The following is a 25,138-nucleotide window of genomic DNA, read 5'->3' as shown; positions in this document are numbered from 1 at the left end:
CGGTGTCCGCAGTGCCTTGGTCGTGGATGACATTTTCGGCAAGCGCGGCGTCACCAGTCGGGAACCTCGTTGATCTGCAGGACAGCGGCGGTACATGTGTAACCTCCGCCGCCGCCGAACAGCATGACGTGGTCACCTGGCGACACCGAACCGGTTTCCAGCAGGTTGGCGAAGCCGGCGATCTGGTCGCCACCGCTGGCGAGGTGGCCGGTGCTGGCGGCGAAGTCCCAGCTGGTGCGTTCCACCGGGACACCGAGCACACGGCTCAGCCGACCGGCGCCGACGGCAGGGATGACGAGCACGGCCACATCGTCGATACCGATGCCCGCGTCGGACAGGACAGTCTCGCAGGCGGTGATGAGAACCTTCTTCAACTGTTCTGCGGCGTCACCACCGCCAGGACCGGCCACGTACTCGCGGTACCGGGAGGTGTACTCGAACGGCTCGGCCGGGTCCGGCGGCAGCTCGCTGAAGGGGCGCAGACCGCGGTTGACTTGTTCCAAGGTGTTGTCGACGGCTGTCGAAGTGGCCACCACGCGGGCGAAACCGCCGACTGCCGACAGGACGGCGGCGGTTCCGCCGTCAGCGACCGCGCTCTGTGGGTGGCAGTGCCAGCGGTCGATCGCCGGGGCCACGAACCTGTCCCCGGTGGTGAGCAAAGCCGCGCTGCCGGTGGAGATCCCCGATGCCAGATGGGCGCCGGCGAGTTCGATGCTGCCCAGTGCCCCGTTGCACCGCTGCTGGATCTCGAAGCACGGCACGTGTGCCCCGACCGAGTGGCGGCCCACATAGCTGCCTGACGGCCACATCGGATGTCCTTGATACCAACTGGTGTTGTGCAGTACGACCGAGTACTCGTCACGCGGGATGCCCGCGCGGCCGATCGCGACATCGGCCGCGCGCACCGCCATCTCCGGTGGGCTCAGCTCGTCGGCCACGAGCACGGACTTGTACGCGAGTTCCTCGACCCGGGCCTCGTCAACCTTCCCTTCGATCACGGCCGCCGCCACCGGGAGCGGTTCCGGCAGCCACGTACCCACACCAGCTACATACAAGCTGTCCCAACGCATTGCGGCCTCCTCTCGCTACGGGGCAGCGAACCAGTTCTTCATCTTGATCACCACGGATGTGTCCCCGCTGGTGCGCATCCTGTTGGTCATCCCGAGCGAGGCGCCGGTGACGTTGCCGGTCACCAGCAGCAGGAAGTCCGTCAGCCCCACGGTGATCGTGGACAGGGGGGCGTCCACGGAACCCCGCCGTCCTTCGCAGCTGTTGGGCCGCAACGCCATCACGTAGGACTTGACACCCTCCTCAGTACCGATGTCGAACTGGATGTCGGCATCCATGTCGCCTGTCCGGGCGGGATCGATGCGCTGGACCCAGACAGCGAAGACGGTGTCGAGGACCGCGTCCGTCCCACCTGCCTCAGCCGTCAGTACGGCGGGCAGGTCCTCCACCGGGTTCGAGTCGACGATTTTGGCGATCTGCCCGTAGTGAGTGGCGATGTCGTTCATGGCACTCCTTGTGTGCTGGGATGACGGCAGTCTGCCGCCGTTTGCTCGACGTGTGCTCGAAGTCCGCTGGGCGGCCTCAGCGACTGGCGGTTGCGGGCTTGCTGGGACGCAGATGCCGCATGGGCAGGTCCTCAATGAACAACGCGCCGAGCGCGGCCAGCACCCCGCCGACCCCGCCGACGATGGCGATCGCCGTGGTGATCCCGTCGCTCAACGCGCCGTTCTCTGTGGCCTGGACGTGAGCGAAGATCGTCGCGGCCACCGCCAGGCCGAGCATCTGACCGACGGACTTGAACATGTTGCCGCTGGACATGGCCGTGCCCACGTCCTGCTGCGGGGCCGCGTTCTGGGTGAGGATGGAGATGGCCGCCATCGACGGGCCGAGGCCGAGTCCTCGGACCAGGGCGAACGCCGTGACGAGTACCAGCGGCGTGCCGGCCGAGATCATCGTGAACAACACCGAGCCGATGGTGACCAGGACCGCGCCGCTCAGCAGCACCCACCGCGCCTTGCCCGGGTAGAGCACGAGGCGGGCGCTGATCCGGTTGCCGCCGATCATGGCCACCAACGACGGAATCATCCACAACGCCGACTCCGCGGGTGACAGGCCGCGCACATGCTGGAAGTACAACGGCAGGAACACCCCGGTGGGCAGCATGGTGACCGAGAAGAACAGGCCGGTCGCCAGCGCGGCCGAGAACGTCCTGGACCGGAACAGCCGCAGGGGAACCAGTGGGGTGGACGCACGCCGTTCGACCAGCACGAACAGCACGAGAGCCACGACGCCACCGGCGAGCAGGCCACCGACTTGCGGGCTGGTCCACTCGGCCGGCTGACGGCTTGTGACCTGACTCTTCTCGGTCAGCCCCAGCATGATCAGGGCGAGCCCGACCACGATCAGAACGGCACCGGCAAGGTCGGTCCGGCCGCCCTGCCGCCGGGGCGGGCGGAAGGACGGCAGCAGCCAGGCCAGTACCGCGAGCGCCGGGATGCCGAAGAGGAGGTTGAGCCCGAAGATGGCCCGCCACCCCAGGTAGTCGGTGATCAGGCCGCCGAGGAACGGGCCCCCGATGACCGTCACCGTCAGCATCGTCCCCATGAAGGCCTGCAGTTTGGCGACGCGCTTCATGGGGAACGCGTCGAACATCAACGAGGTTACGACGGTCATCAGGCTGCCTGCGCCAAGTCCTTGCACGCCACGGAAGATGACCAGTTCGGGCATGGACTGAGCGAGCATGCTCCCGACCGACCCGGCCAGGAACAGGATGAGCCCGAGCAGCAGCATGGGCTTGCGGCCGCGTAGGTCGGCGTAGCGGCCGTACAGCGGTGTGCTCACGATAGAGGCAAGCAGGTAGGCGGTGACGGTCCAGGTGTAGAGGGATTGGTCGCCGCGCAGCTGCTCAACGATACGCGGCAGCGCGGTGCCGAGGACCGTGGTGTCCAGCAGCCCCAGGAACATCACCAGGATGGCGACAATGATCACCGTGTGCTGGGTCGGCGGCGTCAGCTGCGCGATGCGGGCGCGGAGACTGTCAGCGGGAGCTGTCTGCTCGCCCCCCTCGGGTGAGGTCATGATCACTCCTTGCTCATATGTAGAACTCTATATATAGAATCATAGATGTCAGGCTTGGCGAAGACGGAGGTCGACTTGTCTCTGCAACACGCGGTGCTTGGGCTGCTCAGCGTCGCCCCGGCCAGCGGCTACGAGCTGGCCAAGCACTTCGAGCAGACGCTGCCGCGGGTCTGGCACGCGCAGAATCCCCAGCTCTACCCGGTGCTGTCGAAACTCGCCGCGAGCGGCAAGATCGAGGTCAGCGCGCAAGGACCCCGCAACCGGAGCACCTACGCGCTCACCCCGGCCGGTCGCGGCGAGCTGCGGCACTGGCTGGTGGAGGTCGAACCGGACCGGACCATGCGCAGTGAGGTCTACCTGCGGGCTTTCCTGCTCACCTTCGCCCTGTCGGCCAAGGACGCGCTCGAGGTGCTGGACCGGGAGGCCAAGGTGTGGCAGCGGGAGCGGGACGGCCTCGCGTCGTTCATCGCCGAGAGCGAACAGTTCGTCGCCCCGCACGACTCGCACATGATCGCCTACGACCTGACTCTGCGGCTGGCCGACGCCATGCTCGGCTGGTGTGACGAGACGCGGCGGCGGATTGAGGCCCGCCTGTGAACCTGAGCGAGATCGGCATTGACCCTGACCCGACGTCAGGTTCTAGCGTCGGAAGCACACACGGGGAGGAACGGTGGCGGAGCGGAAGCAACAGTGGCGGATCGGCGAGCTGGCCCGTGTCACCGGAATCACTGTGCGCACACTGCACCACTACGATCGGCTCGGTCTGCTCGTGCCCTCATCCCGGACATCGGCCGGTCATCGGACGTATACGGACGAGGACATTCGTCGTTTGCACCGGATCATCGCATTGCGCGGGTTCGGCCTCTCACTTGACGAGATACGCACGACACTCGGTCGGATTGTCGACGATCCACGCGATTTGATCCGGCGGCAGCTTCACGTGCTTGAGGACCGCATCGAGAAATCGAGACAAGTTCGTACGCGGCTCCTCGGAATACTCGGCGCGCTCGACCGCACGGCCAAGCCATCGGTGACCGAATTCATCCAGCTCATAGAGGAGATGATCAGTATGGACCAGCCGTTCACACCCGAGCAGGTGGCCAAGATGGCCGAGGAGCGCGCGGACAGGATGGGGCGCCTCAGCGACGAGGAGCTGGCCGAGATGGGACGCAAACGCGAGGAAGCGATGAACGCGCTGCCCGCCGAGCAGGCGGCCGAGATGCGCCAGCGCCGCACTCAAGCCATGCCCAGCGCCGACGGCGGTGACCCGGCGAGCTGACTCGCGGTCAAGCGCAGGGCAAGGGCAAGATCATCTACTGTGACGACGATGTGACCTTGAGTGATCATCTGCGGGTGGGGCGTGCGAACTGGCCTCGCCTGGCGTGATCTTGCCTTTGCCCGGGTCAAGCGCCCCTCAACCCGTTTTCGAGAGTTCGCTGAAACGCTGCGCCTCGAGATTCCGGTGACCCTAGCAGACAGGGGCGCAGCCACCGATGACCCTTTCCACCCATCCGTCAGCGCCACTCGCGAGTGGCGCTGACCGGGACACGGATCCACGCACTCCGCAAGCCTGCCTGGTACACCTGGTGAACGCCGGATCGCTTGACCCGACGGCGATGGGCGGTGCGATGGGACAGGTCCCGTTTTCGAGGAACTGCCTGCGAAATGGGCACCGAACGTGGTGACAGCGCTGACCCGGCTAGCCGGGCACACTGTCGGAGTCGTGTACGAGGACGACGTGGGCGGCGTCCGGCGGGCGATCGGAGTCGTCGACGACACATCAAGCCCGCTCCCGCCCGATACCGGCTGGCCGGGCCCGCCGCCGCTGACCGGGCCCGGGGGACGCGGACGAACATTCCGCTTTGATGTCCTCACTTGCACTGGGGCGCGACCGCTGGCGGTTTGGTTATCGCTGCGCCGGATACCGTGGTACGTTGGTCTGAAAGGCGGTGATCTTTTCAGATGACGGGCTGAGAGAACGGTCAATACAGACAAATATTTGTTTAACTGGTCAGATCGTCGCTGGTGATTACGAATGTGCGGGCAGCCAGGGTCGCCCTCGGCGAGCATGACGAGGACTTCGAGGAAGTGTTTGCCGTGTTTCGCGGCTGTGGGCAGGTAGCTGCGTATCGCGCAGAACTGTGCGGCTCCGGTGGGGGGAGCGTAGCCAGCCGGACACTTTCCGCCGCAGCTTGATCATGCGGGCCAGCGCGTTGTGTTTTCTTCGTCACCTTTGTCGGAATATGCGGCGGTCTGGGGCATGCCGATCCGCGCGGCCGAACGGTAGAGCCGGGTCTGCGTGGCCAGAGCGTCGAGGTCGTCGGTGTCAGCGCTGGTCGTGATCGCCTCGCTGACGAGCTTCCGCATGTCCACGAGCGCGTCGCCGGCCTGACTGGCCCAGCACCACCCTCGGCCTGCCGCACGACAAGAACAGCAAGCTCGTCATAGGACGGACGCCGATCAGCAGGCACCGCACCAATCAACAAGATCAACAAGTCACGCCAACAGGGACTTGACCAGTTCCCTGTTCGTTTGGGTAACATCGTCCCGGCTTGAGTACGTGAACAGATCTTGTCGTGATGTGCGGTTGTAGTAGATGGTTCAATCAATTGCAGCGAGCGCAGTTCATGACAGTTCGCAGTGAAGCTGCTCCGCTTCGTGGTCATGGGGGGCCGCGTGAGACGAAAAGGCAATTCTGGTTCAGGGGGAACCGATGCGTTTTAAGCTGTTCGATTCGTTACAGGTTCACACTGGCGGCGGCACGTCCATTACGCCGACCGCACGAATGCCGCGACGGGTGCTGGCCCTGTTGCTGCTCGACGCAAACCGAATCATCCGATGTGAGCGCCTGGTCCAGGAGCTGTGGGACAACAGTCCGCCGCGCAGCGCCCGTACCACGATGCACACCTACATCTACCACCTGCGCAGGCACTTTGGCCTGGCCTACGACCGGGCGGAGAGCGGCCCGGGCGAGGGCACCGCGGTGCTCACCAGGCCGTCCGGCTACGAACTGCGGCTCGGACCGGACGACTGGCTGGACGTCAGGCAGTTCGGCAGCCTTGTGGCCCGTGCCACCACGGACTACCGGCTCAACCTGCTGGAGGACGCCGAGGCCAAGCTCTCCGAGGCCCTCGCGCTGTACACGGGCCCGGTCCTCGCGGACGTGACTGTCGGCCCGGTGCTGTCCGCCGAGGTGCACCGGATGGAGGAGATGCACCGGTCCGCGCTGGACATGTGGCTCGGGATCAACCTGCAGTTCGGGCGGCACAACGTGTTGCTCGACGAGCTGCGGGCGCTGGTGGAGACCGACCCGACGCACGAAGGGTTCGTCGCCAAGCTCATGCTCGCGCTGGTGCGTTCCGGACAGCGGACCGCCGCCCTGGACACGTACCAGCGGACCAGGCAGCGGCTGGTGGCCGAGTACGGCCTCGAACCCGCGGCCAAGCTGCAGGACCTGCACTACTCGATCCTCACCGACGAGGCGTCCCTGATCGACGAGCCCGCGACGCCCAAGGGAAGTGTGCAGCTGTCGCGGGCGCCCGCCCAGCTGCCGGCCGAGATCGCGGACTTCGTCGGCCGAGGCGCGGAGCTCGCCGCGCTGACCGCACCGTTCACCCGCGCCGACACGGCCGCGCAGGTGCCGTTGATCGAAGTGGTCGGCCCGCCGGGCATCGGGAAGACGACCTTCGCCATCCACGCGGCGCGGCGGTTGCGCCCTTTTTTTCCGGACGGGCAGTTCTACGAAGAGCTCGGCACAGTGGCAGGCCAGCCGAACGCCATCGAGACCGTCCTGCGCAGGATGCTGCGCGCCTGTGGCATAGCTGAGCCGCCCAGCTCGGTCAGAGTGGCGGAGCTCGCCGCGATGTACCGTACGTGGACGGCCGACCGCAGGGTGCTGGTCGTCCTCGACGACGTCGACACCGCCGCGCAACTGCGGGCACTGCAACCGGCGGGCAAAGGCTGCACGATGCTGATCACCAGCCGGATGCGGCTGAACGTGGCCGGCGGGGCACACGTGGTCCAGCTCGGCTCGTTCACTGTGGACGAGAGCGTGGAACTGCTCAGGAAGATCGTGGGCGCACAGATCGTGGACGCCGAGCTGGCCTCGGCGAAGCAGCTGGCGGAACTGTGCGACCACTGGCCGTTGGCCGTCCGGGCCGTGGCGTCGCGGCTGAGCGGCAAACCCGCCGGCGCGGTCGAGCATTTCACCAACCGGTTCGCGACCAGCGGCGACCCGTTCGGCGAGTTCGGTGAGTTCGGTGAATTCGGCAGCGAGCTGTTGCGCAGCGTACGGACCACTTGCGCCCGGCTCGGCCCCGTCGCCCGGGACACGTTTCATCTCCTCGCGTCCCGCCGGATGACCACCTTGCGCGCCAGTGCGGTGGAACAGACGCTCGGGTTGAGCAGGATCCATGCGGAGGCGGTCCTGGAACAGTTGCTGGACGCGCAGTTGCTGGTCCTGCGAACCGAGCAGGACGAGCCCGCCGAGCCAGACTATCTGCTGCCGTCGCTTCTTGGCGTGGCCGCGAGATCGTTACGGGGACGCCAGGAACCGGCAGCCAGGGTATCCACGGTGGACGACAGCGCGGCTTGACTCGCCCCTGGGAGACAGGGACCGGACTGGTGCCTGTCTCCCAGGGCCACCAGGGTCAAGGGATCCGCATGCTGGAGTGATCACCAAGGATGACCCGGCGCCTGGTGGTCCCCGAGCTCGTCACCTCGGCCGACCGGCCGACGATCGAGCCGCGCAGCTCCCGGACGTCGTGTACGCGGGCGTCGTCCAGCACGATCGAATCGGTGATACCGGCCCGGCCGAGCCGGCACCGTGCCCCGACCGAGACGTAGGGGCCGATCTCACTGTCGACGATCACGGTCTCCGCGCCGATCGTCACCGGGCCGACGACCCGGGAGTTGAGGATCCGCGCCCCCGCTTCGACCACCACGGGCCCGGTCACCTGGCTCGTACCGTCCACCGCACCCAGGTTGGCCGTCGGTATGGCGTCCAGCAGGACCCGGTTGCAATCGAGGACGTCCTCGATACTGCCGGTGTCCTTCCAGTAGCCCGAGAACACCTCGGCGCGCACGTCCGCCCCCTGCGTGACCAGATCCTGCAACACGTCGGTGATCTCCAGCTCGCCGCGCGCACTCGGCTGGACACGCCGGACCGCCTCATGCACGGCCGGAGTGAGGAAGTAGACGCCGATGACCGCGAGATCCGTCGCCGGAGTGCGGGGTTTCTCGGTCAGCCGCATGACGCGCCCGTCATGGTCCACCTCGGCCACGCCGTACTCCTGTGGGTTGGCGACCTTGGTGACGGTGATCTGCGCCTGCGCCGGACAGGCCCGGAACCGTTCGGCGAGATCGGCGATCCCCTCGGCGAGCACGTTGTCGCCCAGGTACATCACGAAGTCCTCGTCGGCGAGGAACTGCCTGGCGATCAGCACGCAGTGCGCCAGGCCCAGGGGCGCGGCCTGCGGGATGTACGTGATCGACAGGTCGAGCCCGCACGCTGCCACGGCCGCGCGGATCTCCTCGTGCCTGCCGCCGACCACCAGGCCGACCTCGCGGATACCGGCCTGCCGGATGTTCTCCAGGCAGTGCAGCAGCACCGGTTTGCCGGCCACCGGGAACAGCTGCTTGGGCATGGAGTGGCTGAACGGCCGCAGGCGTGTGCCACTGCCGCCCGCGAGCACGAGAGCCTTCATCGCGCGGCCACCTCGAACCGTACCGGCAGCGTGTGCAGGCCGCGCATGATGTTCGCCCGCCACTCGGCGGGACCATCGAGGCGCAGATCGGGAAACCGGCGGACCACGGCCGAGATCGCCACTTCGGCCTCCAGCCTGGCCAGCGGAGCGCCGACGCAGTGGTGGATGCCGTGTGAGAAGGCCAGGTGCGGGTTGGGATCGCGGGTGATGTCGAGCTGATCGGGATCGGTGAAGCACGCCGGATCGCGGTTGGCCCCGGCGAACGACACCAGCACCACGTCGCCCTCGGCGATCGGTATGCCGTCGATCTCCATGTCCTGCCTGGCGATCTGGCCCGCCGCGCTGAACGGGCTCTCGAACCGGAGGAACTCCTCGACCGCCGACCGGATCAGCTTGGGGTACCGACGCAGCAGGGCGAACTGGCCGGGATGGGTCAGCAGGGTGTGGATGCCGTTGCCGATGAGATTCGTCGTCGTCGCATAGCCCGCGGCGATCAAGGCGATCCCCAGCTCCACCAGTTCGGGTTCGCTGAGCCGGGCGTCGCCGTCCCTGGCCGCGATGAGCGCGCTCATCAGGTCGTCACCAGGGTGTGCACGTTTGTCCGCGATGAGCTTCTCGATGTACTGCTTGGTCCGGTCGTAGACCTCTTCGCGGTTCTCCGCCACCTCGCCGGCGAGGATCTTCTCGGTACGGCTGCGCACGTCCCGGCGGTCGGCGGCGGGTGCGCCCAGCAGCTCGCAGATGACCGCGATGGGGAGTGGATACGCCAGTGCCTCCAGCATGTCCGCGTGCCCATGGGGCGCGATGTCGTCGAGCATCTCCTCGACGGTTCGTTCGAGCCACGGCCGCAGTTGCTCGATCCGCCGGTAGGTGAACGCCTTGCGGATCAGGCCACGGATGCGGGTGTGGTCCGGCGGATCGGAGTCGACCGCGGCCACATCGCCGTCGTCGGCCCGTCTGCGGCTGAAGCGGGGATCGGCCAGCAACCGCCGGGCGAGGTCGTGGCGGGCGACCACCCACACCTCGCCCATGAAACTGGTCCGCACGCGCACCAGGGGCGCGGTCGACCGTAACCGCCGCAGCGGTGGATAGGGATCGGGGGAGCAAATACCGCTGTCGGACTGGGCCAGCGGGGCGATGGTCATGGGGAAACTCCGTCAAGATCGTCCCGGGCGATCACCCGGTCGGCGACCAGCCAGTCGTCGCCGTGCGCGACCAGCAGGTCGTCGCACGTGGTGCTGGCCAGTACGGTGGGCGTGCCACCGATGGGGGTCTGGATCACCAGCGCGTAGCTGCGCACCCGGACGGTGTCGTCGTCGCCGGCCGTGATCGCGAGCATCCCGATCCAGTGCCTGCGCCGGAGCTTGTCCCTCGCGAGGGCCGCCGTGGTCTCGCCAGCGGCTTTCGCGATGGCGTCCCGGCCGGCCACCGCGGCTGGCATGGCGTTCGAGGCGAAGGAACCCGTCTCGGTGAAGGTCTGAGCCCAGCCGGTGACATCACCGTCATCGAGTAGGTGCATCTGGCGCGCGTAGAACCGGCGGACCGAGAGTTCCGGCAAGTCAGTCATCGGTGTTCTCCTTTCGTTCGCCGACAGGCTCTTCGCCCGCTCTCAATGGCCGGTCGATGACGGCTGGAAACTCAGGTCGAGCGTTCGTCCACCGGGTCTCGACCGGCCGGGCGGACGCTGCCCCGGCAGGCCGACAGGAAGGAAACAAAGATGAGTGTGCGCGGGGACAAACGGGTCGCCCTGGTCACCGGTGCCACCAGTGGGATAGGACTCGCCTCGGCGACGGCACTCGCTGAGCGGCAGCATGCCGTATTCCTCTGCGCCCGCAGCAAGGACGACGTGAACTCGACCGTCGATCGCCTGCGCGAAAAGGGAATGGACGTCGCAGGTGCGGCGTGTGACGTGCGGTCCGCGGATTCCGTCGCGCAACTCGTCGACGAGGCTGTGGCGCGGTATGGGCGGATCGACGTGCTGGTCAACAACGCGGGCCGCAGCGGCGGCGGGGTGACGGCCGAGTTGACCGACGAGCTGTGGAACGACGTGCTAGCCACCAACCTGACCAGCGTGTTCTTGCTGACCCGCCAGGTGCTCGGCGCGGGCGGGATGATCGAGCGGGGGTGGGGCCGGATCGTGAACATCGCATCCACCGGCGGCAAACAGGGCGTCGTGCTCGGCGCGCCGTACTCGGCGTCCAAGCACGGCGTGGTCGGCTTCACCAAAGCCGTCGGCCTGGAACTGGCCAAGACCGGTGTCACCGTGAACGCGGTGTGTCCGGGCTACGTGGAAACGGCAATGGCGCAACGGGTTCGCCAAGGGTACGCGGCGCACTGGGGGATCACCGAGGACGCCGTGCTGCAGCGGTTCGAGGCCAAGATCCCGCTCGGTCGCTACACGGCGCCCGAGGAGGTGGCCGCCATGGTCGCCTACCTGGTCTCCGACGACGCTGGTCCGGTCACCGCCCAGGCCGTCAACATCTGCGGCGGCCTCGGCAACTACTGAACATCTCCGGAGAGAGGCAGTCCATGCACGTCGAACACCGGGTGACCGTCCCGGCCGCGGCCGAGTCGGTGTACGAACTGCTCGCCGACGTAACGCTGTGGCCGGCGACCTTTGGGCCGACCATCGACGCCGAGCGGCTTTCCTTGCACGATGGCAAAGAACGTATCCGGCTGTGCGCTCTGGCCAACGGCACCGTCAAGACCTGGGTGTCCCGGCGGACCCTGGACCCCGGCGCGCTGCGGATCGGTTTCCTGCAGGAGCTGTCCGCGCCGCCGGTGGCGGAGATGGGCGGTGAGTGGGTGCTCACCCCGGCCGGGGACCGTACGGAAGTGTCGCTCACACACGACTTCCGCGCGCTGGGCGACGATGAGGAGGCGCTCGCCTGGATCGCCAAGGCCGTCGACACGAACAGCCATGCGGAACTGGCCGCGCTCGCGGCCGCGGTGGCGGCGCCGGCGGGGGCGTTCCTCGACTTCACCGACGAGGTACGGACATCGACGCCGCTGCAGGAGATGTACGACTTCCTTTACCGGGCGGCGGAATGGCCGACCAGATTGTCGCACGTGGACAGTATGGACCTCGTGGAGGACCCGCAAGGGGTGCAGCGGATGCGGATGAACACCCGTACCAAGGACGGCGGTGTGCACACCACCTCGTCTGTCCGGATCTGCACGGCTCCGTCGAGGATCGCCTACAAGCAGACCGAAACACCCGCGCTCATGGCGGCCCACGCCGGAAGGTGGCTGCTGCGGCAGGACGGCGACGAGGTCGTGGCCGTGTCCCGGCATCAGGTGCGGATCAACCCGGACGCGGTCGGCACGGTTCTCGGGCCGGACGCCGGGCTCGCGCAGGCCGGTGAGCTGATCCGGTCGGCCTTGGGCGCCAACAGTCTTGCCACGCTCAATGCGGCGTCCGCACACGTCACGGGAGCAGGCCGTGGCTGAGTCCCTGCCGTCGAGCGTGGACGGCTTGGTGTCGGCCGCGGCGGCGCGGCGCCCGGACGGGGTCGCACTGCGTGCCCATTACGGGGACGTGACGTTCGCCGAGCTCGATTCGAGTGTCTCGGCGGCCGCGACGGCGCTGGTTCGTTTGCTGGGCACGGAACCTGACGTGATCGCCCTCGCGTCACCGCTGCACCCGGATTTCGCCGTCGCCTTCCACGGTGCGATCCGGGCGGGCAAGACCGTCGCGCCCCTCAATCCGTTGCTCACCGAGCACGAGCTGGAGCATCTGCTGGTCACCTCGAAGGCACGGCTGGTGTTCGTGACCGATGTGCTTTTCGAACGTGTCCGCCGCATCGCGCACCGGTTGCCATTGCTGGCCGAGGCCATCCTGATCGGTCCTGGCCCTGCCGCCCAGGCAGGCGCGGTGCGCACACTCGACGACCTCGTGGCCGCCTACGACATCTCGCGAACCGAGCCCGTGCCGCCGGCGCGGACCGCGTGCGTCCTGTTCACCAGCGGCACCACGGGGCCTCCCAAAGGGTGCCGGCTGTCCCAGGCGAACCTGGTGGTCAACGCCGCCCAGACCGCCGTCGCGCACCTGGTGGACGAAACCTCCGTGGTGCTCAACCATCTGCCCAAATACCACCTGATGCACCTGAACTCGGCCGTGCACGCGGCCGCGACCCAGGTGCTGTGCCAGGAATGGGATGTGGTCAAGGCGGTCGAGCTGGCGAACACGGCCGGAGCCACGCACTACTACAGCATCCCGATGCGACTGACCAAACTGGCCGGCCACCCCCGCTTGCCCGAGTTGCGGCTGACCACCGTCCGGGCGATCGCCTCCGGCGGGTCCGCGCTCGCCCCGGCCGCGGCGTCCACTTTGGCCGATCACTTCGGCATACCGGTGTTCCAGGGATACGGGCTGGCCGAGACCTCACCGCTGACCCATTCGGCCACGCCGCTGGATCCCGCGGTGGGCACGGTAGGGCGCCCGGTCGCCGACACCGAGTGCCGCATCGTCGACCCCGGCACCGGCGAGCCGGTCGCCGCGGGCGCCGAAGGCGAGATCCAGGTGCGGGGCCCGCAGGTCATGCTCGGCTACAGCGAGCACGACAGCGGAGTGGACGACGAGGGCTGGTTCGCCACCGGCGACATCGGCCGGCTCGACGACGATGGCAGGCTCGTCGTGGTCGACCGGATCAAGGACGTCTTCAAGTGCGACAACTACCTGGTCTCACCGTCCGAAGTAGAGCGAGTGCTGAGCGAATGTCCCGGCGTGCGCGACTGCGCCGTCGTGGACTACCCCGACGAGTTCAGCGGCGCGTACGCGGCCGCGTTCGTCGTCCTGCAGGACGGTGCGGCCGTCGACGATCTCGAAGCCCATCTGGCCATGCGGGTGCCCTACTACCAGAGGGTCCGGCATTTCGAGGTGGTCGGGGCGATCCCTCGCACCACCAACGGCAAGCTGTCCCGCCGCGCGCTGCGCGCCGAGCTGATCTCAAGGAGAACCATGGCCGAGAAGACCGCCGAGGACCTGGACAACCTCGTTACCGCCGTCGCGCGTTTCACCACCAGGGACGACCCGGCCGCGTTCGAGGCCTTCTTCCTGGAGCACGTGGAGTACATGCGGGCCCGGGACGGATTCGGTGCCCACCAGGCAGTCCGGCTCGCCGACGACCCACGGGTGTACCTGAACTTCGGCTGGTGGACTTCGAAGGACACGTTTCTCGCGGTCACCACGTCCGAAGAGTTCCGGTCCCACCAGACGGTCATGCGTGGCCTGCTGGAGAAAGCCGAAGTGGTGCTGTGCAAGAACGTCCGGCGGGTGAACGCCGGCGAGGCCGCCGGTGAGCGCGCACAGTTCGATGTGCCGCTGATGCAGGTGTGCACGTTCACGACCGGCGACCCCCTCGCGTTCGAGGCCGCGTTCGACAGGTACGCCAAGGTGATCGCCGACACCTACGGGTTCGGCTACGCCGATCTCAACCGGTCGTTCCAGGAACCCGGAACGTACTACGGGCTGGCTTACTGGTGGGATCCGGCCGCCTTCGACAAGGCAGCGGGCACACCGGAGTTCGCGGCGCTCGCCGCGGCCGCGGCCGTACGCACGGAAACCGTTGTGCATGTGGCATGGAACCGGGCGCTGGGGGCCGAGGGTGACGACTGATGTGACCGCGGGCCGACCGGCCGGGGTGACGGCCGGGACGTGGGGGCTTGCCGGCAAGGTGGCCATTGTCACCGGTGGCAGCCGCGGCGTCGGGCTCGCCGTCGCGCGCAGACTTGCCGCGGGCGGGGTTTACGTGCACGCCATCCACCAGCGGTCGCCGCTTCCCGAGCAACCCGGCTCGATCACCTTCCACCGGGGCGACGCGTCCGACCCCGAGGCGATGACCGCGCTGATCGACGAGGTCGCGACGCTGCGCGGGCGGGTGGACGTGTTCGTGCACAACGCAGCGAACGCCTGGCGGCCCACGGCGATGCTGAACACGCCGCAGGACGTGCTGGCGGTCGATCTGCGCCTCGCACTGCATCCGTTGCTGTGCGCGGCGAAGGCGATGACCTCTGCGGCGGGGCGGCTCATCGCGGTGTCCAGTTCCGGGGCGCACTCGGTGATACGAGGCTACGGGGCGCACGGCATCGCCAAGGCGGCACTGGAGAGCATGGTCCGGTATCTCGCGGTGGAGCTGGCGCCGCGGGGGATCACGGTCAACGCGGTGTCCACGTCAAAACTGGACAAAGGACCTGACACGCCCAATCCGGGGGCGGCGGCCGCGTTGGCGGCGGCCACACCGGCCGGGCGGCTCACCACACCCGAAGATGTGGCCGGGGTGGTCGCCCTGTTGTGCACCGCCGAGGCCGGGTTCATCCAGGGACAGGTCATCACGGTCGACGGCGGTCTCGGACTGTGGCAATGAGCGAAGTGAACACCGACGTGTGCGTCGTCGGTGGCGGTCCGGCCGGACTCACTCTCGCCCTCCTGCTGGCACGTTCCGGTGTGCGGGTGTGTGTACTGGAACGCAGCCGGTCCCTCGACCGGGAGTACCGTGGAGAGATCCTGCAGCCCGGTGGCATGGCGTTGCTCGATGCCCTGGGTGTGCTGGCAGGCGCGAAGGCACGTGGCTGTCATCCGCACCGCCGGTTTCAGCTCGTCGACGCGGACCGGACCCTGCTCGACATCGACTACGCGGCCCTGCCCGCCCCATACGACCATCTGCTGAGCATTCCGCAGCGGCACGTGTTGGCCCAGCTGCTGGAGGAATGCGGGAAGCACAACGGTTTCGACCACCGTCCCGGCAGCAGGGTGACCGAACTCCGCCGGGACGGTACCGGCCGGGTCATCGGTGTCGCCGGGACCGGGTTCTCCGTGCGGGCGCGGTGCGTGGTCGGTGCGGATGGCCGGTACTCGAAGGTGCGCTCGCTCGCCGGGATTCCATGGCAGCGGCTGGACATGTTCGCCCACGACGTCCTGTGGTTGCGGCTACCCGGCATGGGTGAGCCGAACGTGCGGATTCACAAGGCGGATGGCAGTCCGGTGCTCAGCTATCGGTCATACCCCGACCAGGTGCAGCTCGGCTGGACGATCCCGCACAAGGGCTACAGTGACCTGGCGGCACAGGGTTTCGACCACGTGCGGGAGCGGCTGTGCGCGGCGGTGCCGGAGTACGCCGAGCAGATCGTCCGGACCATCCGGCGCCTGGCCGACTTGACCCTGCTCGACGTGTTCGCTGCGACGGCCCGGCATTGGGCTGAGGACGGCCTGGTGCTCATCGGGGACGCGGCGCACACTCACAGTCCGCTCGGGGCGCAGGGCATCAACCTCGCTATCCAGGACGCGGTCGCGTTGCATCCCGTGCTGGTCGGGGCGCTGGCCGTCGGTGATCTCCGCGCGGCCGCGCTGGACGCCTTCACCGTGCCGCGACGGCGTGACATCGCGAAAGTCCTTCGCACGCAGGCCTTGCAGAGCAAGGCGATGCTCGGCTCCGGCCGGGTGGCGTCCCGCGTCCGGCCTGCGATGGCGCGTGTGCTCGCGCGCACGCCGGTGTACCCGAAGATCCTGCGGCACATCGCCTACGGCAACAAAGACCTACGCATAGCCAGTGACCTTTTCGTCTGAAGGAGTCGTTTCGGTGCGTCTGATCGATCTGTCGTCCCCTGTGGACGCCACCTTCTGGGAACCGGACCCGGTGCGGCACGAGCCGATGAGCCCGGCCGAGGGCGCCCGGCACATGGCGTCCGAGTTGCGGGAGCACCTTGGCATCGACTTCGACCCGGAGATGTTGCCCGGCGGTGAGTTCCTCAACAACGACACCTTCACTCTGACCGTCCACACAGGAACCCATGTGGACGCTCCGGCCCACTACGGCTCCACCGCGTCCTACTCTCCGGACCCGCCCCGGACCATCGACCAGATGCCGCTCGACTGGTTTCTCGCTCCCGGCGTGCTGCTCGACCTGTACCGCGACGGTCCCGGCCTGATCGACCGCGATGACATCGCGGCCGAACTCGACCGGATCGGCCACGACATCAGCCCCGGTGACATTGTGCTGCTGCGCACCGGCGCTGACCGGCACGTGGGCACACCGAAGTACTTCACCGACTTCGCCGGGCTGACTGGACCGGCCGTGCACCTGTTGCTGGACAAGGGAGTGAAGGTCATCGGGACCGACGCGTTCAGCCTCGACGCGCCGTTTCCCTTTATCGTCGAGCAATGGCAGGCCACCGGTGACCGCGCCGGTCTGTGGCCTGCTCACTTCGCCGGGCGGGACCGGGAGTACTGTCAGATCGAACGACTGTCCAATTTGGACCAACTGCCCGCGCCCACCGGCTTCACCGTCGCCTGCTTCCCGGTCAAGCTGGCCAGGGCCGGGGCGGGCTGGGCGCGAGCGGTCGCCCTGCTGGATCTATGACGCCCGGTGGCGGTCGCCCGCGGCGCGGCCGGGTGCGAAGATCTCGTCGAGCCGCGCGGTATGCACCGGATCGAGGGTGATCTCGCAGGCTCGCACATTGGCGGCCAGATGGGCGCGGCGGCGGGTGCCGGGAATCGGCAGAATGTCCGTGCCGCGTCCCAGTAGCCAGGCGAGCGCCAGCTGGGCCACCGTGATGTCCAGGTCGGCCGCGATGGCGGCCGCTTCGTCGACCAGGCCGCGGTTGTACGTCAGGTTCCCGGCCTGGAACCGGGGATGGTTGCGGCGGTGGTCGCCGCGGCCGAGACTCGCGTGCCCGGTCACCGCGCCAGCCAGCATGCCCTTGCCGAGCGGGGTATGGGCCACAAGCGGCACCCCGAGCTCGCGGGCCGTCGGGAGGACGGCTGTCTCAATGTGGCGCTCCCACAAGGAGTACTCGCTTTCCAGCGCGGCGATCGGGTGCACCGCGCTGGCGCGGCGCAGGTCCTCGGGCGGCGCCTCGGACAGCCCGATGTGCCGTACTTTACCGGCCGCGACAAGCTCGGCCAGTGCCCCGGTGCTGTCCTCGACCGGCACCTTGGGGTCCACCCGCGCCAGGTAGTACAGGTCGATCCGGTCGGTGCCGAGCCGGCGCAACGAGTCGTCGCAGGCGGTCCGCAGCGCGGCCGGGCTCGCGTCCACAATGGTCGGTGGCCCACCGGTGGATGCGGCGCGGACGCCGCCCCGGGTGGCGAGCACGACCTGGTCCCTGCGGCCCGCGACCGACTTGCCGACCAGTTGCTCGACCGCTCCGTCCGCGTAGAAACCCGCGGTGTCGATCATGGTGACGCCCGCGTCCAGAGCGGCATGGATGGTGTCCGCCGACTCCAGTTCGTCGGCCGCTCCGTAGCCGCCGGTCAGCGCCAGCGTCCCGAAGCCGATCGCGGAGACCGTCAGTCCTTGCCCCAGTAGTCGTTTCTGCATGCGGCGAAGCCTCGGCCGTCGCCGTCGAGGCGGTCTGGAGCCGTCCTCGAGCGCACGGTGCGACTGTCACGTCACACAGTTCCCTATCCCGGCAAGTGCAGGGCAGAGGAGACAGACGCATGCCCGAAACCGTGCACACGGCGGTGGTCGCCGCGTCCGCGAGCAAGGTGTACGACCTGGTCGCCGACATCAGCCAAGCTGTCAGGTTCTTCGGCAACGTGGTGCACACCGCCCTTCTTGAGTCCACTCGCGACGGTGATCGGGTCCGGCGCTGGATCGTCGACGGCGACACCATCCGAGTGTCCGAAGTGGCCCGCGAGCTCGACCCGGCGGCCGGCCGGATCGGCTTCCGGCACGAGACCCCGCCACCGGGCCTGGCCGCGGTGAGCGGTGAATGGTCCTTCAAGGCGAGTTCCGACGACCGCACCGAGGTGCGGCTGCGGCATGAGTTCACGCCTGCCGGTGAGCCGCCAGGCGCGCAGCAGATGCTGTCCGACGGCGCTGAGCGGCAGCTGGCCCAGCTGGTGAAGGTCGCCGAGCAGCGGCAGCAGCTGATCGACCTGGAAGTGTTCTACGAGGCCCAGTTGCTCATCGATGGCGACCTCGACGACGTCTTCGACTACTTCTACCGGACCGACCGCTGGCCGGAGACCATCCCCCACTGCTTGTCGGTGGACACCCGCGAGGACCAGACCGGCCTGCAGATCGTCGAGATGCAGGTGCGCGTGCCCAGCGGCGCCGTGCACACCACCAAACAGGCCCGGGTCTGCCTGCCGGGGGATCGGATCGTGTGGCGGCAGATGGGTGGGCTTCCCCCGCTCGACCAGGCCCTCTACGGCTACACCAGCTTCACCCAGACCAATGACGGCGTCCTGGCCAGGGCCGGGCAGACCGAGTTGCTCAAACCCGAGGCCGTCGCCAAGCGCGGCTGGGACGTCCAGCAGGCCAAGGACCACGTCGCCGAGGTGCGCGGCGAGCGCAACCTGGGTGCGCTGCGCAGTGCCCAGGAGTTCCTGAACCGACGCCGCGACCTGGTGACCTGATGGCCGCCCCGGTACGGATGGCCACTCTGGGCTGCGCCTCGATCGCGTGGCGGCGAATGCTGGCAAGCATGGCCGCGCACCCGGACGTCGAACTTGTGGCCGTGGCCAGCAGGGACCGCGCGAAGGCTGAGCGGTTCGCCGCGCGGTTCGCCTGCGAGCCGGTCACCGGATACGACGAACTGCTTGCCCGCGACGACATCGAGGCCGTCTACGTGCCACTGCCGGTGATGCTGCACGCCGAGTGGGTGGAGCACGCGCTGCGGGCAGGTCTGCACGTGCTGTGCGAGAAGCCGTTGGCCGGTTGCTTCGCCGAGACCGAGCGGCTGGTCAAGCTCGCCCAGCAACTCGACCTGACGCTGATGGAAAGCCTGATGTTCACCCGGCATTCCCAGCACCACACCGTTCGCGAGCTCGTCGGGGCCGGGACGATCGGCGAGATCCGCGGACTGACCGCGGACTTCGGGTTCCCGCCCAGACCGCCGACGGACATGCGCTACCACCCGGTCGGCGGCGGCGCCCTCACCGAGATCGGCGTCTACCCCGTCCGGACAGCTCTGCTCTACCTCGGCGATGGCGTCCAGGTCGTGGGGGCCACGGCACGCCGCGACCGGCGGCTGGGCGTCGACCTGTCCGGATCGGCGCTGCTCGTCGGTCCGGACGGCACGCCGGCCCACCTCACGTGGGGGATGGAGCATGGCTACCGGTCGGCGTACGAGCTGTGGGGCAGCAGCGGGCGGATCGTCGTGGAGTGGGCGTACACCCCGCCGGCGAGCCATGCCCCGGTGATCCGGATCGAGCAGCAGGACCGCCGGGAATGGCGCACGCTGCCGCCGGACGACCAGTTCGGCAACGTGCTCACGACTTTCGTCCGTGCCGTGCGCACCGGCCGCGAGGGCGACCTGCAGGGCGAGGAGGTCCTGCGGCTGGCCGACCTGATGCAACGGGTGCGCGACGCTGTGGTGGCACTGCCGGGAGGAAGCGATGAGTGACGGCCAGGACCTGATCCTTGAGCTGGTCCGCAAGCTGCACCGGGACCGGGAGCAGGAGCGGCGGTTCGTGCCCGGCGAGACGCTGGTCATGCCGTCGGGCGCCGCGCTGGACGAGGACGACCGGGCCGCACTGGTCGAGGCCGCGCTGAACCTGCGCATCGCCGCGGGCGTCAGCGCGACCACCTTCGAGCGGCGGCTGTCGAAGACCCTGCACCGCCGGAAGGTGCACCTGACCAACTCGGGATCCTCGGCCAACCTGCTGGCGCTGACCGCGCTCACCCAGGCCGAACTGGGCGACGCCCGGCTGAAACCGGGGGACGAGGTGATCACGGTCGCGGCCGGGTTCCCGACGACGGTGAACCCCATCGTGCAGAACCAGATGATCCCGGTCTTCGTGGACATCGAACTGGGCACGTACAACACCACTGCCGAGCGGGTGGCCGAGGCCATCTCCCCGCGCACCCGAGCGATCATGATCGCGCATGCGCTTGGCAACCCGTTTCCGGTCGCCGAGGTGGCCGAGCTCGCGAAGGCGAACGGATTGTTCTTCGTCGAGGACAACTGTGACGCGGTCGGCTCCACCTATCAGGACCAGCTGACCGGGACGTTCGGCGATTTCAGCACCGTGAGCTTCTATCCGGCGCATCATCTCACCATGGGTGAAGGCGGCTGCGTCACCACCGACAGCGTCAAACTGGCGCGGGTGGTGGAGTCGTTGCGGGACTGGGGCCGGGACTGCTGGTGCGAGCCAGGCCAGTGCGACACCTGCGGAAAGCGCTACACGCAGCAGTTCGCGGCCCTGCCGGCCGGGTACGACCACAAGTACGTGTTCTCCCATGTCGGGTACAACCTGAAGTCGACCGACCTGCACGCCTCTCTCGGCCTGTCCCAGCTGCAGCGGCTGCCGGAGTTCGGCGAGAGCCGCAGGCGCAACTGGCGGCGGCTGCGGGAGGGCCTGGACGGCGTGCCCGGACTGATCCTGCCCTCGGCCACCCCTGGCAGTGACCCGAGCTGGTTCGGGTTCATCATCACGGTCGCCGCGGACGCCGGGTTCACGCGGCCGGAGATCGTGAACTTCCTGGAGGCGCGCCGGATCGGCACCCGGATGCTGTTCGCGGGCAACCTGACCCGGCAGCCCGCGTACGCGAACGTGGGCTATCGGGTGTCGGGCAGCCTGGACAACAGCGATGTCGTCACCGAGCGCACCTTCTGGGTCGGTGTTTTTCCAGGTCTCACCGACGAGATGATCGACTACGTGATCGCCTCGATCCGGCAGTTCGCCCACGACCGGTCATGACCATCCACTCCACGGAGGTTCCTGCTGCCATGCCCCCAGCCGGCCCGCCGACCGGTGACGCACCGGCCGCCCGACTGTTCGAGCTGATCACCGCGCACTCGGTGTCCGCGGCCCTGCATGCCGTCGCGCAACTGCGGCTCGCGGACGCCTTCGACGGCGAGACGTCGTACACCGACCTCGCCGAGAAGACCGGCTCTGTCCCGGACGTGCTGTTGCGGCTGCTGCGTTTCCTGGTCGCGCAGGGCGTTGTCGCCGAGTCCGCGCCAGGCCGGTTCGCTCTCACCGACATGGGCGCCTACCTGCGTACCGACCGGGTCGAGTCGCTGTTCGCGGTGGCGTTGCTGCACGCGGGCCCGCACCACCAGCGTCGGTGGGCCGCGCTGGCCGACAAGGTGCGTCCGGCCACGGGCGAGCAATCGGCGCCGCAACCCGCACCGGCCGCGTCGCCGGGAGCGGGCGGCGGCAACCCGTTCAACATGCCGCCCGAGATCGCCGCGGTGTTCCAGCAGGCGATGACGTTCTTCACCAGAAGCACCGCGCAGGCCATTGTGGACGGTTATGACTTCGCCGGGGTGCGGGCCGTCTTCGATGTGGGCGGCGGGCACGGGACGTTGCTGGCCACTCTGGTCGAGGCACTGCCGGATATCAGCGGTGTCGTGTTCGACCTGCCCGAAGTGGCCGAGCGGGCCGCGCAGCAGTTCGCGGCGCAGGGCGTCGGAGAGCGCCTGACCGCGGTGGGCGGCGACTTCTTCCAGCACGTTCCCGCCGGGGGTGATCTCTACCTGCTCAAGAACGTGTTGCACGACTGGGACGACGAGCAGGCCACGCAGATCCTCGCTCGCTGCCGGCAGGCCATGACGCCCGGTCACCGGCTGCTGATCGCCGAGTCGGTCATGCCGGACACCCTCAGTGGTTCGCTGGCATCCCGGCTGGCCGCCATGGGCGACCTGAACATGCTGCTCAACGGCGGCCGGGAGCGGACCTTGCCGGAGTATTCGAAGTTGTTGAGCGAGGCGGGTTTCCGGCAGACCCGACTGGTGCCCATCGTGCCCGCCTGGATCGGCGTGGAGTCACAGTTGATCGAGGCGATGGCGATCTGACCTCCACTACAGCAAATGCTCGGCCCCGCGGTCCGGACCGCGGGGCCGAGCATCCGCTGTAACGGAGGATCAGCCCGAGGCCATCCTCAGTGCCGCGCTGACCACCTCAGGCGTGTCGGCCAGACTGTCCACTTCGGCCAGGTAGCCGGCCCGGCCCTCGGCGAGCCGGTCACGCGCCGCCCGGTCGTTGAGCAGTCCGGCCAGGCCGTCGACGACGCCCCGCTCGTCCAGCAGTTCACTGTGGGCGACCGCCGCCAGGTACGGGTTGTCCTGGAGCACCGGTTCCATCAGCGAGTACATCGACAGTGGCCACAACCGGAACCGGTAGATGTCACCGACCTTGGCCAGCCACTGCCGGACCGCCGGTGTCAGCCCGCCGAACTCGGCACCGGCCTGTTCCGCGTCCCGCGTCCCGGCGATGGTGTACTTGTTGGTCAGGACCATGCCGGGAATCCCGGCGTACATCGCCCTGATCAGCGTCACCGCCTGGAAAGTCATGGCCAGCACGGCGTCGGACGCACACAACAGCTGCGAGTAGCGCTCCGGCGGGCATACCGGCAGGATGTGCGTGCGATCCGGGGGAAGGGATCGCAGCGCGGGCGGAACATCGCCCACGACAAGGAATCGCGTGGACTCGGGCAGTTGACGCAGGTAGTGGGTGACCAGGTTCGGCACCTCGGCGGCGATGGTCAGCACCCGTGGGTCCTTGTTCCGGACCGGCCGCTGCTGCCAGGCCGAGGCGGGCAGGAACAACAGCCGGTCGCCCCCGCGGATGCCAAGTTCGTCGCGGACCGCTCGACGGCCGGCCGCGCTGGGCCGGTCGGCTCCGACCCGCAGCCGGAAGGGGAACTCACCTGCCTCGTGATCGGCCCGGGGCCGGGTCAGCGGGACCGGGCGCAGATGCGCGGGCATCCCGATGATCTCCTTGCTCACCGGGCGGATGTCCTCGGGAGTCATGTCCATCGCGAAGTCCGTCTGCCGCCATTCCCAGGTGTCCACGGGCAGCAGCGGAACGCCGTAGTCCTTGACGAACCACGGGTCGATGCCGAAGTTCTTTTCCAGCACCACCCAGAAAGTGAAGTAGTCAGTGAGGACGAAGGCGTCCGGCCGGTGGGTCACCACGGCCTCGTGGATGACGTCCCGGACCGCCGGTCCCATCTCCGGCCGCAGGACAGTACAGGGATGCCCGGCGGTCCGGAACATGCCCTCCATCCCAGGCAAGATCACGAAGTGGTGCTCGAAGCCCATCGGCTTCAACTGCTCGGCGAGGGACAAAGCGATGACAGCCTCACCGGTGCCCGACGGGGTCAGCACGAACTGCATCAGTCTCATGCGGTACTCCTTTCGCGCCGCCCGGCGACGGCGATCTTCTCCAGCTGGGCAACGACCTCGGCGGGGGAGGGCCGTAGCGCGCCCTGGCGTTGCAACCGCCGCGCCGCCTGGCCGTACGCTGGATTGTCAAGCAGGGCAAGCACATGAGCACGGACCGTCGAGGTGTCGACGTCCCGGCCGTCGGTGAACAGGCCCGCGCCGGTCTTGGCCAGCCGGAGTGCGTTCTCGTCCAGATCGGGCGTCACCGGCAGGGAAAGCTGGGGAATGCCCGCGCCGACCGCGGTCATCATGCAGCCACAGCCACCGTGGTGGATCACCGCGGCACACGACGGCAGCACCAGATGCAGCGGCACAGTGCCCGGCGCGACGGCGTTCGGGGGCAGGTCGCCCAACCGCTCGGCGTCCTGCGGGTTCACCAGCACCATCAGCTCGATGTCCAAGTCGGACAGGGACTCGATGACCTCCGGCACGATGAACGACGTGGGGCCGACGGTCTCGCGCAGCGAGTTGCCCCACACCAGGCACACCCGGCGGCGTTCGGGCGGATCGAGCACCCACAGTGGCATGGCGCCCGGCCCGTTGTACGGGACGAACTTGCTGCGGACGCGGACGGCGTGTGTCGGCGGCTCAAGGTCGTCCGGGCACGGGTCGATGACGTAGTCGATGAGGTCGGCGATGGCGGTGTCGATGCCATACCCGGCCAGGATGCCCGCCCGGTCGACCGGAAGCAGGTTCACCCCCTTCGGCTCGGCCGTGCCCAGCGGACCCCAGAGGTGCAGCACATCCGGCACGCCGATGACCGCGGACACCACAATCCCGTGCAGGCTCGCGATGTCATGCATGACCACGTCGGGCCGCCACCGCTCGGCGAACTGGACGCAGTCCGCCATGTTCTGCCGCAGCTTCCGGGCCATGTCGTACTTCGCCTCGGCGAGGTACACGTCGAGGTCGCCCAGTTCGTCCGCGCTGTGCAGGGGCACGCCGGTGACGGGATGCAATGGCAGGTGCTCGGACCGCCACTGTCCATTATGGAATTTCTGCAGTTCCAGCAGCCGGTGCATGTAGACCGGATCGCGGCCGGCCACGATCGGCACCGGCGTCAGGCCCGCGTGTGACACGTGGTGCACCTGGTTGGGCGCACACGCGACACGGACCTCGTGGCCCGCGGCCTGCAGGGCCCAGCCGAGCGGCATCATCGCGAAATAGTGCGCGGGCCAGTCGGAAACGGTGAACAGCACACGCATGTCGTCTCACTCCGATCGGGAGGG

23 protein-coding genes are annotated in these 25,138 nt (G+C 68.3%); 13 read left to right on the top strand and 10 right to left on the bottom strand.

Features of this window, described 5'->3' with window-relative positions; genetic code table 11:
* Positions 1-50: 50 nt before the first annotated feature.
* The 3 genes from EV192_RS09670 to EV192_RS09660 all read right to left on the bottom strand — a co-directional run bounded on the left by EV192_RS09670 (position 51) and on the right by EV192_RS09660 (position 3,087).
* Entirely contained in the window at positions 51-1,070 is a 1,020-nt protein-coding gene (locus tag EV192_RS09670; protein ID WP_132113563.1) for a ketoacyl-ACP synthase III family protein, read from the bottom strand.
* A 15-nt stretch (positions 1,071-1,085) separates the two neighbouring features.
* Positions 1,086-1,514 carry an SCP2 sterol-binding domain-containing protein gene (locus EV192_RS09665; protein ID WP_132113561.1) on the bottom strand — a complete coding sequence of 143 codons (429 nt, stop codon included), beginning with the start codon at positions 1,512-1,514 and terminating at the stop codon, positions 1,086-1,088.
* A 76-nt stretch (positions 1,515-1,590) separates the two neighbouring features.
* Entirely contained in the window at positions 1,591-3,087 is a 1,497-nt protein-coding gene (locus EV192_RS09660; RefSeq protein WP_132113559.1) for an MFS transporter, read from the bottom strand.
* Positions 3,088-3,162: 75 nt separating this feature from the next.
* On the opposite strand from EV192_RS09660, the gene EV192_RS09655 reads away from it, so the two are divergent.
* Both EV192_RS09655 and EV192_RS09650 read left to right on the top strand, forming a co-directional pair.
* Complete coding sequence (locus EV192_RS09655) at positions 3,163-3,684, top strand: PadR family transcriptional regulator (protein ID WP_165960317.1); 522 nt, start codon at positions 3,163-3,165, stop codon at positions 3,682-3,684.
* A 73-nt stretch (positions 3,685-3,757) separates the two neighbouring features.
* On the top strand, positions 3,758-4,366 hold the full coding sequence (locus EV192_RS09650; protein WP_132113555.1) for a MerR family transcriptional regulator: 609 nt from the start codon (positions 3,758-3,760) through the stop codon (positions 4,364-4,366).
* A 917-nt stretch (positions 4,367-5,283) separates the two neighbouring features.
* Here the strand turns inward: EV192_RS09650 and EV192_RS53700 are convergent.
* On the bottom strand, positions 5,284-5,454 hold the full coding sequence (locus EV192_RS53700; RefSeq protein ID WP_165960316.1) for a hypothetical protein: 171 nt from the start codon (positions 5,452-5,454) through the stop codon (positions 5,284-5,286).
* 346 nt (positions 5,455-5,800) lie between these two features.
* Between EV192_RS53700 and EV192_RS09645 the strand changes: the two genes are divergently transcribed.
* Complete coding sequence (locus tag EV192_RS09645; RefSeq protein ID WP_132113553.1) at positions 5,801-7,681, top strand: AfsR/SARP family transcriptional regulator; 1,881 nt, start codon at positions 5,801-5,803, stop codon at positions 7,679-7,681.
* 55 nt (positions 7,682-7,736) lie between these two features.
* Here EV192_RS09645 and EV192_RS09640 read toward each other — a convergent pair whose 3' ends face one another.
* From EV192_RS09640 to EV192_RS09630, 3 genes are read right to left on the bottom strand one after another with little or no spacing between them, the layout of a single operon-like run.
* Positions 7,737-8,792, bottom strand: coding sequence for a glucose-1-phosphate thymidylyltransferase (locus EV192_RS09640; RefSeq protein WP_132113551.1), 1,056 nt, complete (start codon positions 8,790-8,792; stop codon positions 7,737-7,739).
* Positions 8,789-9,937 (bottom strand): cytochrome P450 family protein, encoded by a 1,149-nt coding sequence (locus EV192_RS09635; protein ID WP_132113549.1) that lies wholly within the window; start codon positions 9,935-9,937, stop codon positions 8,789-8,791. Before EV192_RS09635 ends, EV192_RS09640 begins: the two co-directional genes overlap by 4 nt.
* Positions 9,934-10,359: a nuclear transport factor 2 family protein gene (locus EV192_RS09630; RefSeq protein WP_132113547.1), complete on the bottom strand. Its 426-nt coding sequence runs from the start codon at positions 10,357-10,359 to the stop codon at positions 9,934-9,936. The genes EV192_RS09635 and EV192_RS09630 overlap by 4 nt, the downstream gene beginning before the upstream one ends.
* A 150-nt stretch (positions 10,360-10,509) precedes the next feature.
* Between EV192_RS09630 and EV192_RS09625 the strand changes: the two genes are divergently transcribed.
* From EV192_RS09625 to EV192_RS09600, 6 genes are read left to right on the top strand one after another with little or no spacing between them, the layout of a single operon-like run.
* Complete coding sequence (locus tag EV192_RS09625) at positions 10,510-11,298, top strand: SDR family NAD(P)-dependent oxidoreductase (RefSeq protein ID WP_132113545.1); 789 nt, start codon at positions 10,510-10,512, stop codon at positions 11,296-11,298.
* Between the two features lie 23 nt (positions 11,299-11,321).
* Positions 11,322-12,242 (top strand): aromatase/cyclase, encoded by a 921-nt coding sequence (locus EV192_RS09620; RefSeq protein WP_132113543.1) that lies wholly within the window; start codon positions 11,322-11,324, stop codon positions 12,240-12,242.
* Positions 12,235-14,409, top strand: a complete 2,175-nt coding sequence (locus tag EV192_RS09615) for an AMP-binding protein (protein ID WP_165960315.1) — start codon at positions 12,235-12,237, stop codon at positions 14,407-14,409. Before EV192_RS09620 ends, EV192_RS09615 begins: the two co-directional genes overlap by 8 nt.
* Positions 14,399-15,157 carry an SDR family NAD(P)-dependent oxidoreductase gene (locus tag EV192_RS09610; RefSeq protein WP_243726748.1) on the top strand — a complete coding sequence of 253 codons (759 nt, stop codon included), beginning with the start codon at positions 14,399-14,401 and terminating at the stop codon, positions 15,155-15,157. Before EV192_RS09615 ends, EV192_RS09610 begins: the two co-directional genes overlap by 11 nt.
* Positions 15,154-16,356, top strand: coding sequence for an FAD-dependent oxidoreductase (locus tag EV192_RS09605; protein WP_132113537.1), 1,203 nt, complete (start codon positions 15,154-15,156; stop codon positions 16,354-16,356). Before EV192_RS09610 ends, EV192_RS09605 begins: the two co-directional genes overlap by 4 nt.
* 13 nt (positions 16,357-16,369) lie before the next feature.
* The gene (locus EV192_RS09600; protein ID WP_132113534.1) at positions 16,370-17,149 is read left to right on the top strand and encodes a cyclase family protein; all 780 of its coding nucleotides are present in this window, start codon (positions 16,370-16,372) and stop codon (positions 17,147-17,149) included.
* Here the strand turns inward: EV192_RS09600 and EV192_RS09595 are convergent.
* Complete coding sequence (locus EV192_RS09595) at positions 17,144-18,109, bottom strand: aldo/keto reductase (RefSeq protein ID WP_132113532.1); 966 nt, start codon at positions 18,107-18,109, stop codon at positions 17,144-17,146. The two genes, EV192_RS09600 and EV192_RS09595, sit on opposite strands and share 6 nt — an antisense overlap.
* Before the next feature lie 119 nt (positions 18,110-18,228).
* Between EV192_RS09595 and EV192_RS09590 the strand changes: the two genes are divergently transcribed.
* The 4 genes from EV192_RS09590 to EV192_RS09575 are packed head-to-tail and all read left to right on the top strand — an operon-like array spanning position 18,229 to position 22,538.
* Entirely contained in the window at positions 18,229-19,152 is a 924-nt protein-coding gene (locus tag EV192_RS09590; protein WP_132113530.1) for an aromatase/cyclase, read from the top strand.
* On the top strand, positions 19,152-20,141 hold the full coding sequence (locus EV192_RS09585) for a Gfo/Idh/MocA family protein (protein ID WP_132113528.1): 990 nt from the start codon (positions 19,152-19,154) through the stop codon (positions 20,139-20,141). Before EV192_RS09590 ends, EV192_RS09585 begins: the two co-directional genes overlap by 1 nt.
* Positions 20,134-21,438 (top strand): lipopolysaccharide biosynthesis protein RfbH, encoded by a 1,305-nt coding sequence (gene rfbH, locus EV192_RS09580; RefSeq protein WP_132113526.1) that lies wholly within the window; start codon positions 20,134-20,136, stop codon positions 21,436-21,438. The genes EV192_RS09585 and rfbH overlap by 8 nt, the downstream gene beginning before the upstream one ends.
* Positions 21,439-21,467: 29 nt before the next feature.
* Entirely contained in the window at positions 21,468-22,538 is a 1,071-nt protein-coding gene (locus tag EV192_RS09575) for a methyltransferase (protein WP_165960314.1), read from the top strand.
* 69 nt (positions 22,539-22,607) lie between these two features.
* On the opposite strand, the gene EV192_RS09570 is transcribed toward EV192_RS09575, so the two are convergent.
* A complete protein-coding gene (locus tag EV192_RS09570) occupies positions 22,608-23,870 on the bottom strand; it encodes a DUF6365 family protein (protein WP_132113522.1) in 1,263 nt (420 codons plus the stop codon).
* Complete coding sequence (locus tag EV192_RS09565; protein WP_132113520.1) at positions 23,867-25,114, bottom strand: nucleotide disphospho-sugar-binding domain-containing protein; 1,248 nt, start codon at positions 25,112-25,114, stop codon at positions 23,867-23,869. The genes EV192_RS09570 and EV192_RS09565 overlap by 4 nt, the downstream gene beginning before the upstream one ends.
* Between the last annotated feature and the right edge of the window lie 24 nt (positions 25,115-25,138).

Source organism: Actinocrispum wychmicini, from assembly GCF_004345645.1.
Classification (GTDB): Bacteria; Actinomycetota; Actinomycetes; order Mycobacteriales; family Pseudonocardiaceae; genus Kibdelosporangium; species Kibdelosporangium wychmicini.
Note: the sequence above shows the minus strand (reverse complement) of the source record. Positions and strands in the feature narration are given on the sequence as shown.

Bases quoted from the DNA above. Each gene is read 5' to 3' on its own strand.
- EV192_RS09670 (WP_132113563.1), bottom strand. From the start codon at position 1,070: ATGCGTTGGGACAGCTTGTATGTAGCTGGTGTGGGTACGTGGCTGCCG.
- EV192_RS09665 (WP_132113561.1), bottom strand. From the start codon at position 1,514: ATGAACGACATCGCCACTCACTACGGGCAGATCGCCAAAATCGTCGAC.
- EV192_RS09660 (WP_132113559.1), bottom strand. From the start codon at position 3,087: ATGACCTCACCCGAGGGGGGCGAGCAGACAGCTCCCGCTGACAGTCTC.
- EV192_RS53700 (WP_165960316.1), bottom strand. From the start codon at position 5,454: ATGCGGAAGCTCGTCAGCGAGGCGATCACGACCAGCGCTGACACCGAC.
- EV192_RS09645 (WP_132113553.1), top strand. From the start codon at position 5,801: ATGCGTTTTAAGCTGTTCGATTCGTTACAGGTTCACACTGGCGGCGGC.
- EV192_RS09640 (WP_132113551.1), bottom strand. From the start codon at position 8,792: ATGAAGGCTCTCGTGCTCGCGGGCGGCAGTGGCACACGCCTGCGGCCG.
- EV192_RS09635 (WP_132113549.1), bottom strand. From the start codon at position 9,937: ATGACCATCGCCCCGCTGGCCCAGTCCGACAGCGGTATTTGCTCCCCC.
- EV192_RS09630 (WP_132113547.1), bottom strand. From the start codon at position 10,359: ATGACTGACTTGCCGGAACTCTCGGTCCGCCGGTTCTACGCGCGCCAG.
- EV192_RS09625 (WP_132113545.1), top strand. From the start codon at position 10,510: ATGAGTGTGCGCGGGGACAAACGGGTCGCCCTGGTCACCGGTGCCACC.
- EV192_RS09620 (WP_132113543.1), top strand. From the start codon at position 11,322: ATGCACGTCGAACACCGGGTGACCGTCCCGGCCGCGGCCGAGTCGGTG.
- EV192_RS09605 (WP_132113537.1), top strand. From the start codon at position 15,154: ATGAGCGAAGTGAACACCGACGTGTGCGTCGTCGGTGGCGGTCCGGCC.
- EV192_RS09595 (WP_132113532.1), bottom strand. From the start codon at position 18,109: ATGCAGAAACGACTACTGGGGCAAGGACTGACGGTCTCCGCGATCGGC.
- EV192_RS09590 (WP_132113530.1), top strand. From the start codon at position 18,229: ATGCCCGAAACCGTGCACACGGCGGTGGTCGCCGCGTCCGCGAGCAAG.
- EV192_RS09585 (WP_132113528.1), top strand. From the start codon at position 19,152: ATGGCCGCCCCGGTACGGATGGCCACTCTGGGCTGCGCCTCGATCGCG.
- rfbH (WP_132113526.1), top strand. From the start codon at position 20,134: ATGAGTGACGGCCAGGACCTGATCCTTGAGCTGGTCCGCAAGCTGCAC.
- EV192_RS09575 (WP_165960314.1), top strand. From the start codon at position 21,468: ATGCCCCCAGCCGGCCCGCCGACCGGTGACGCACCGGCCGCCCGACTG.
- EV192_RS09570 (WP_132113522.1), bottom strand. From the start codon at position 23,870: ATGAGACTGATGCAGTTCGTGCTGACCCCGTCGGGCACCGGTGAGGCT.
- EV192_RS09565 (WP_132113520.1), bottom strand. From the start codon at position 25,114: ATGCGTGTGCTGTTCACCGTTTCCGACTGGCCCGCGCACTATTTCGCG.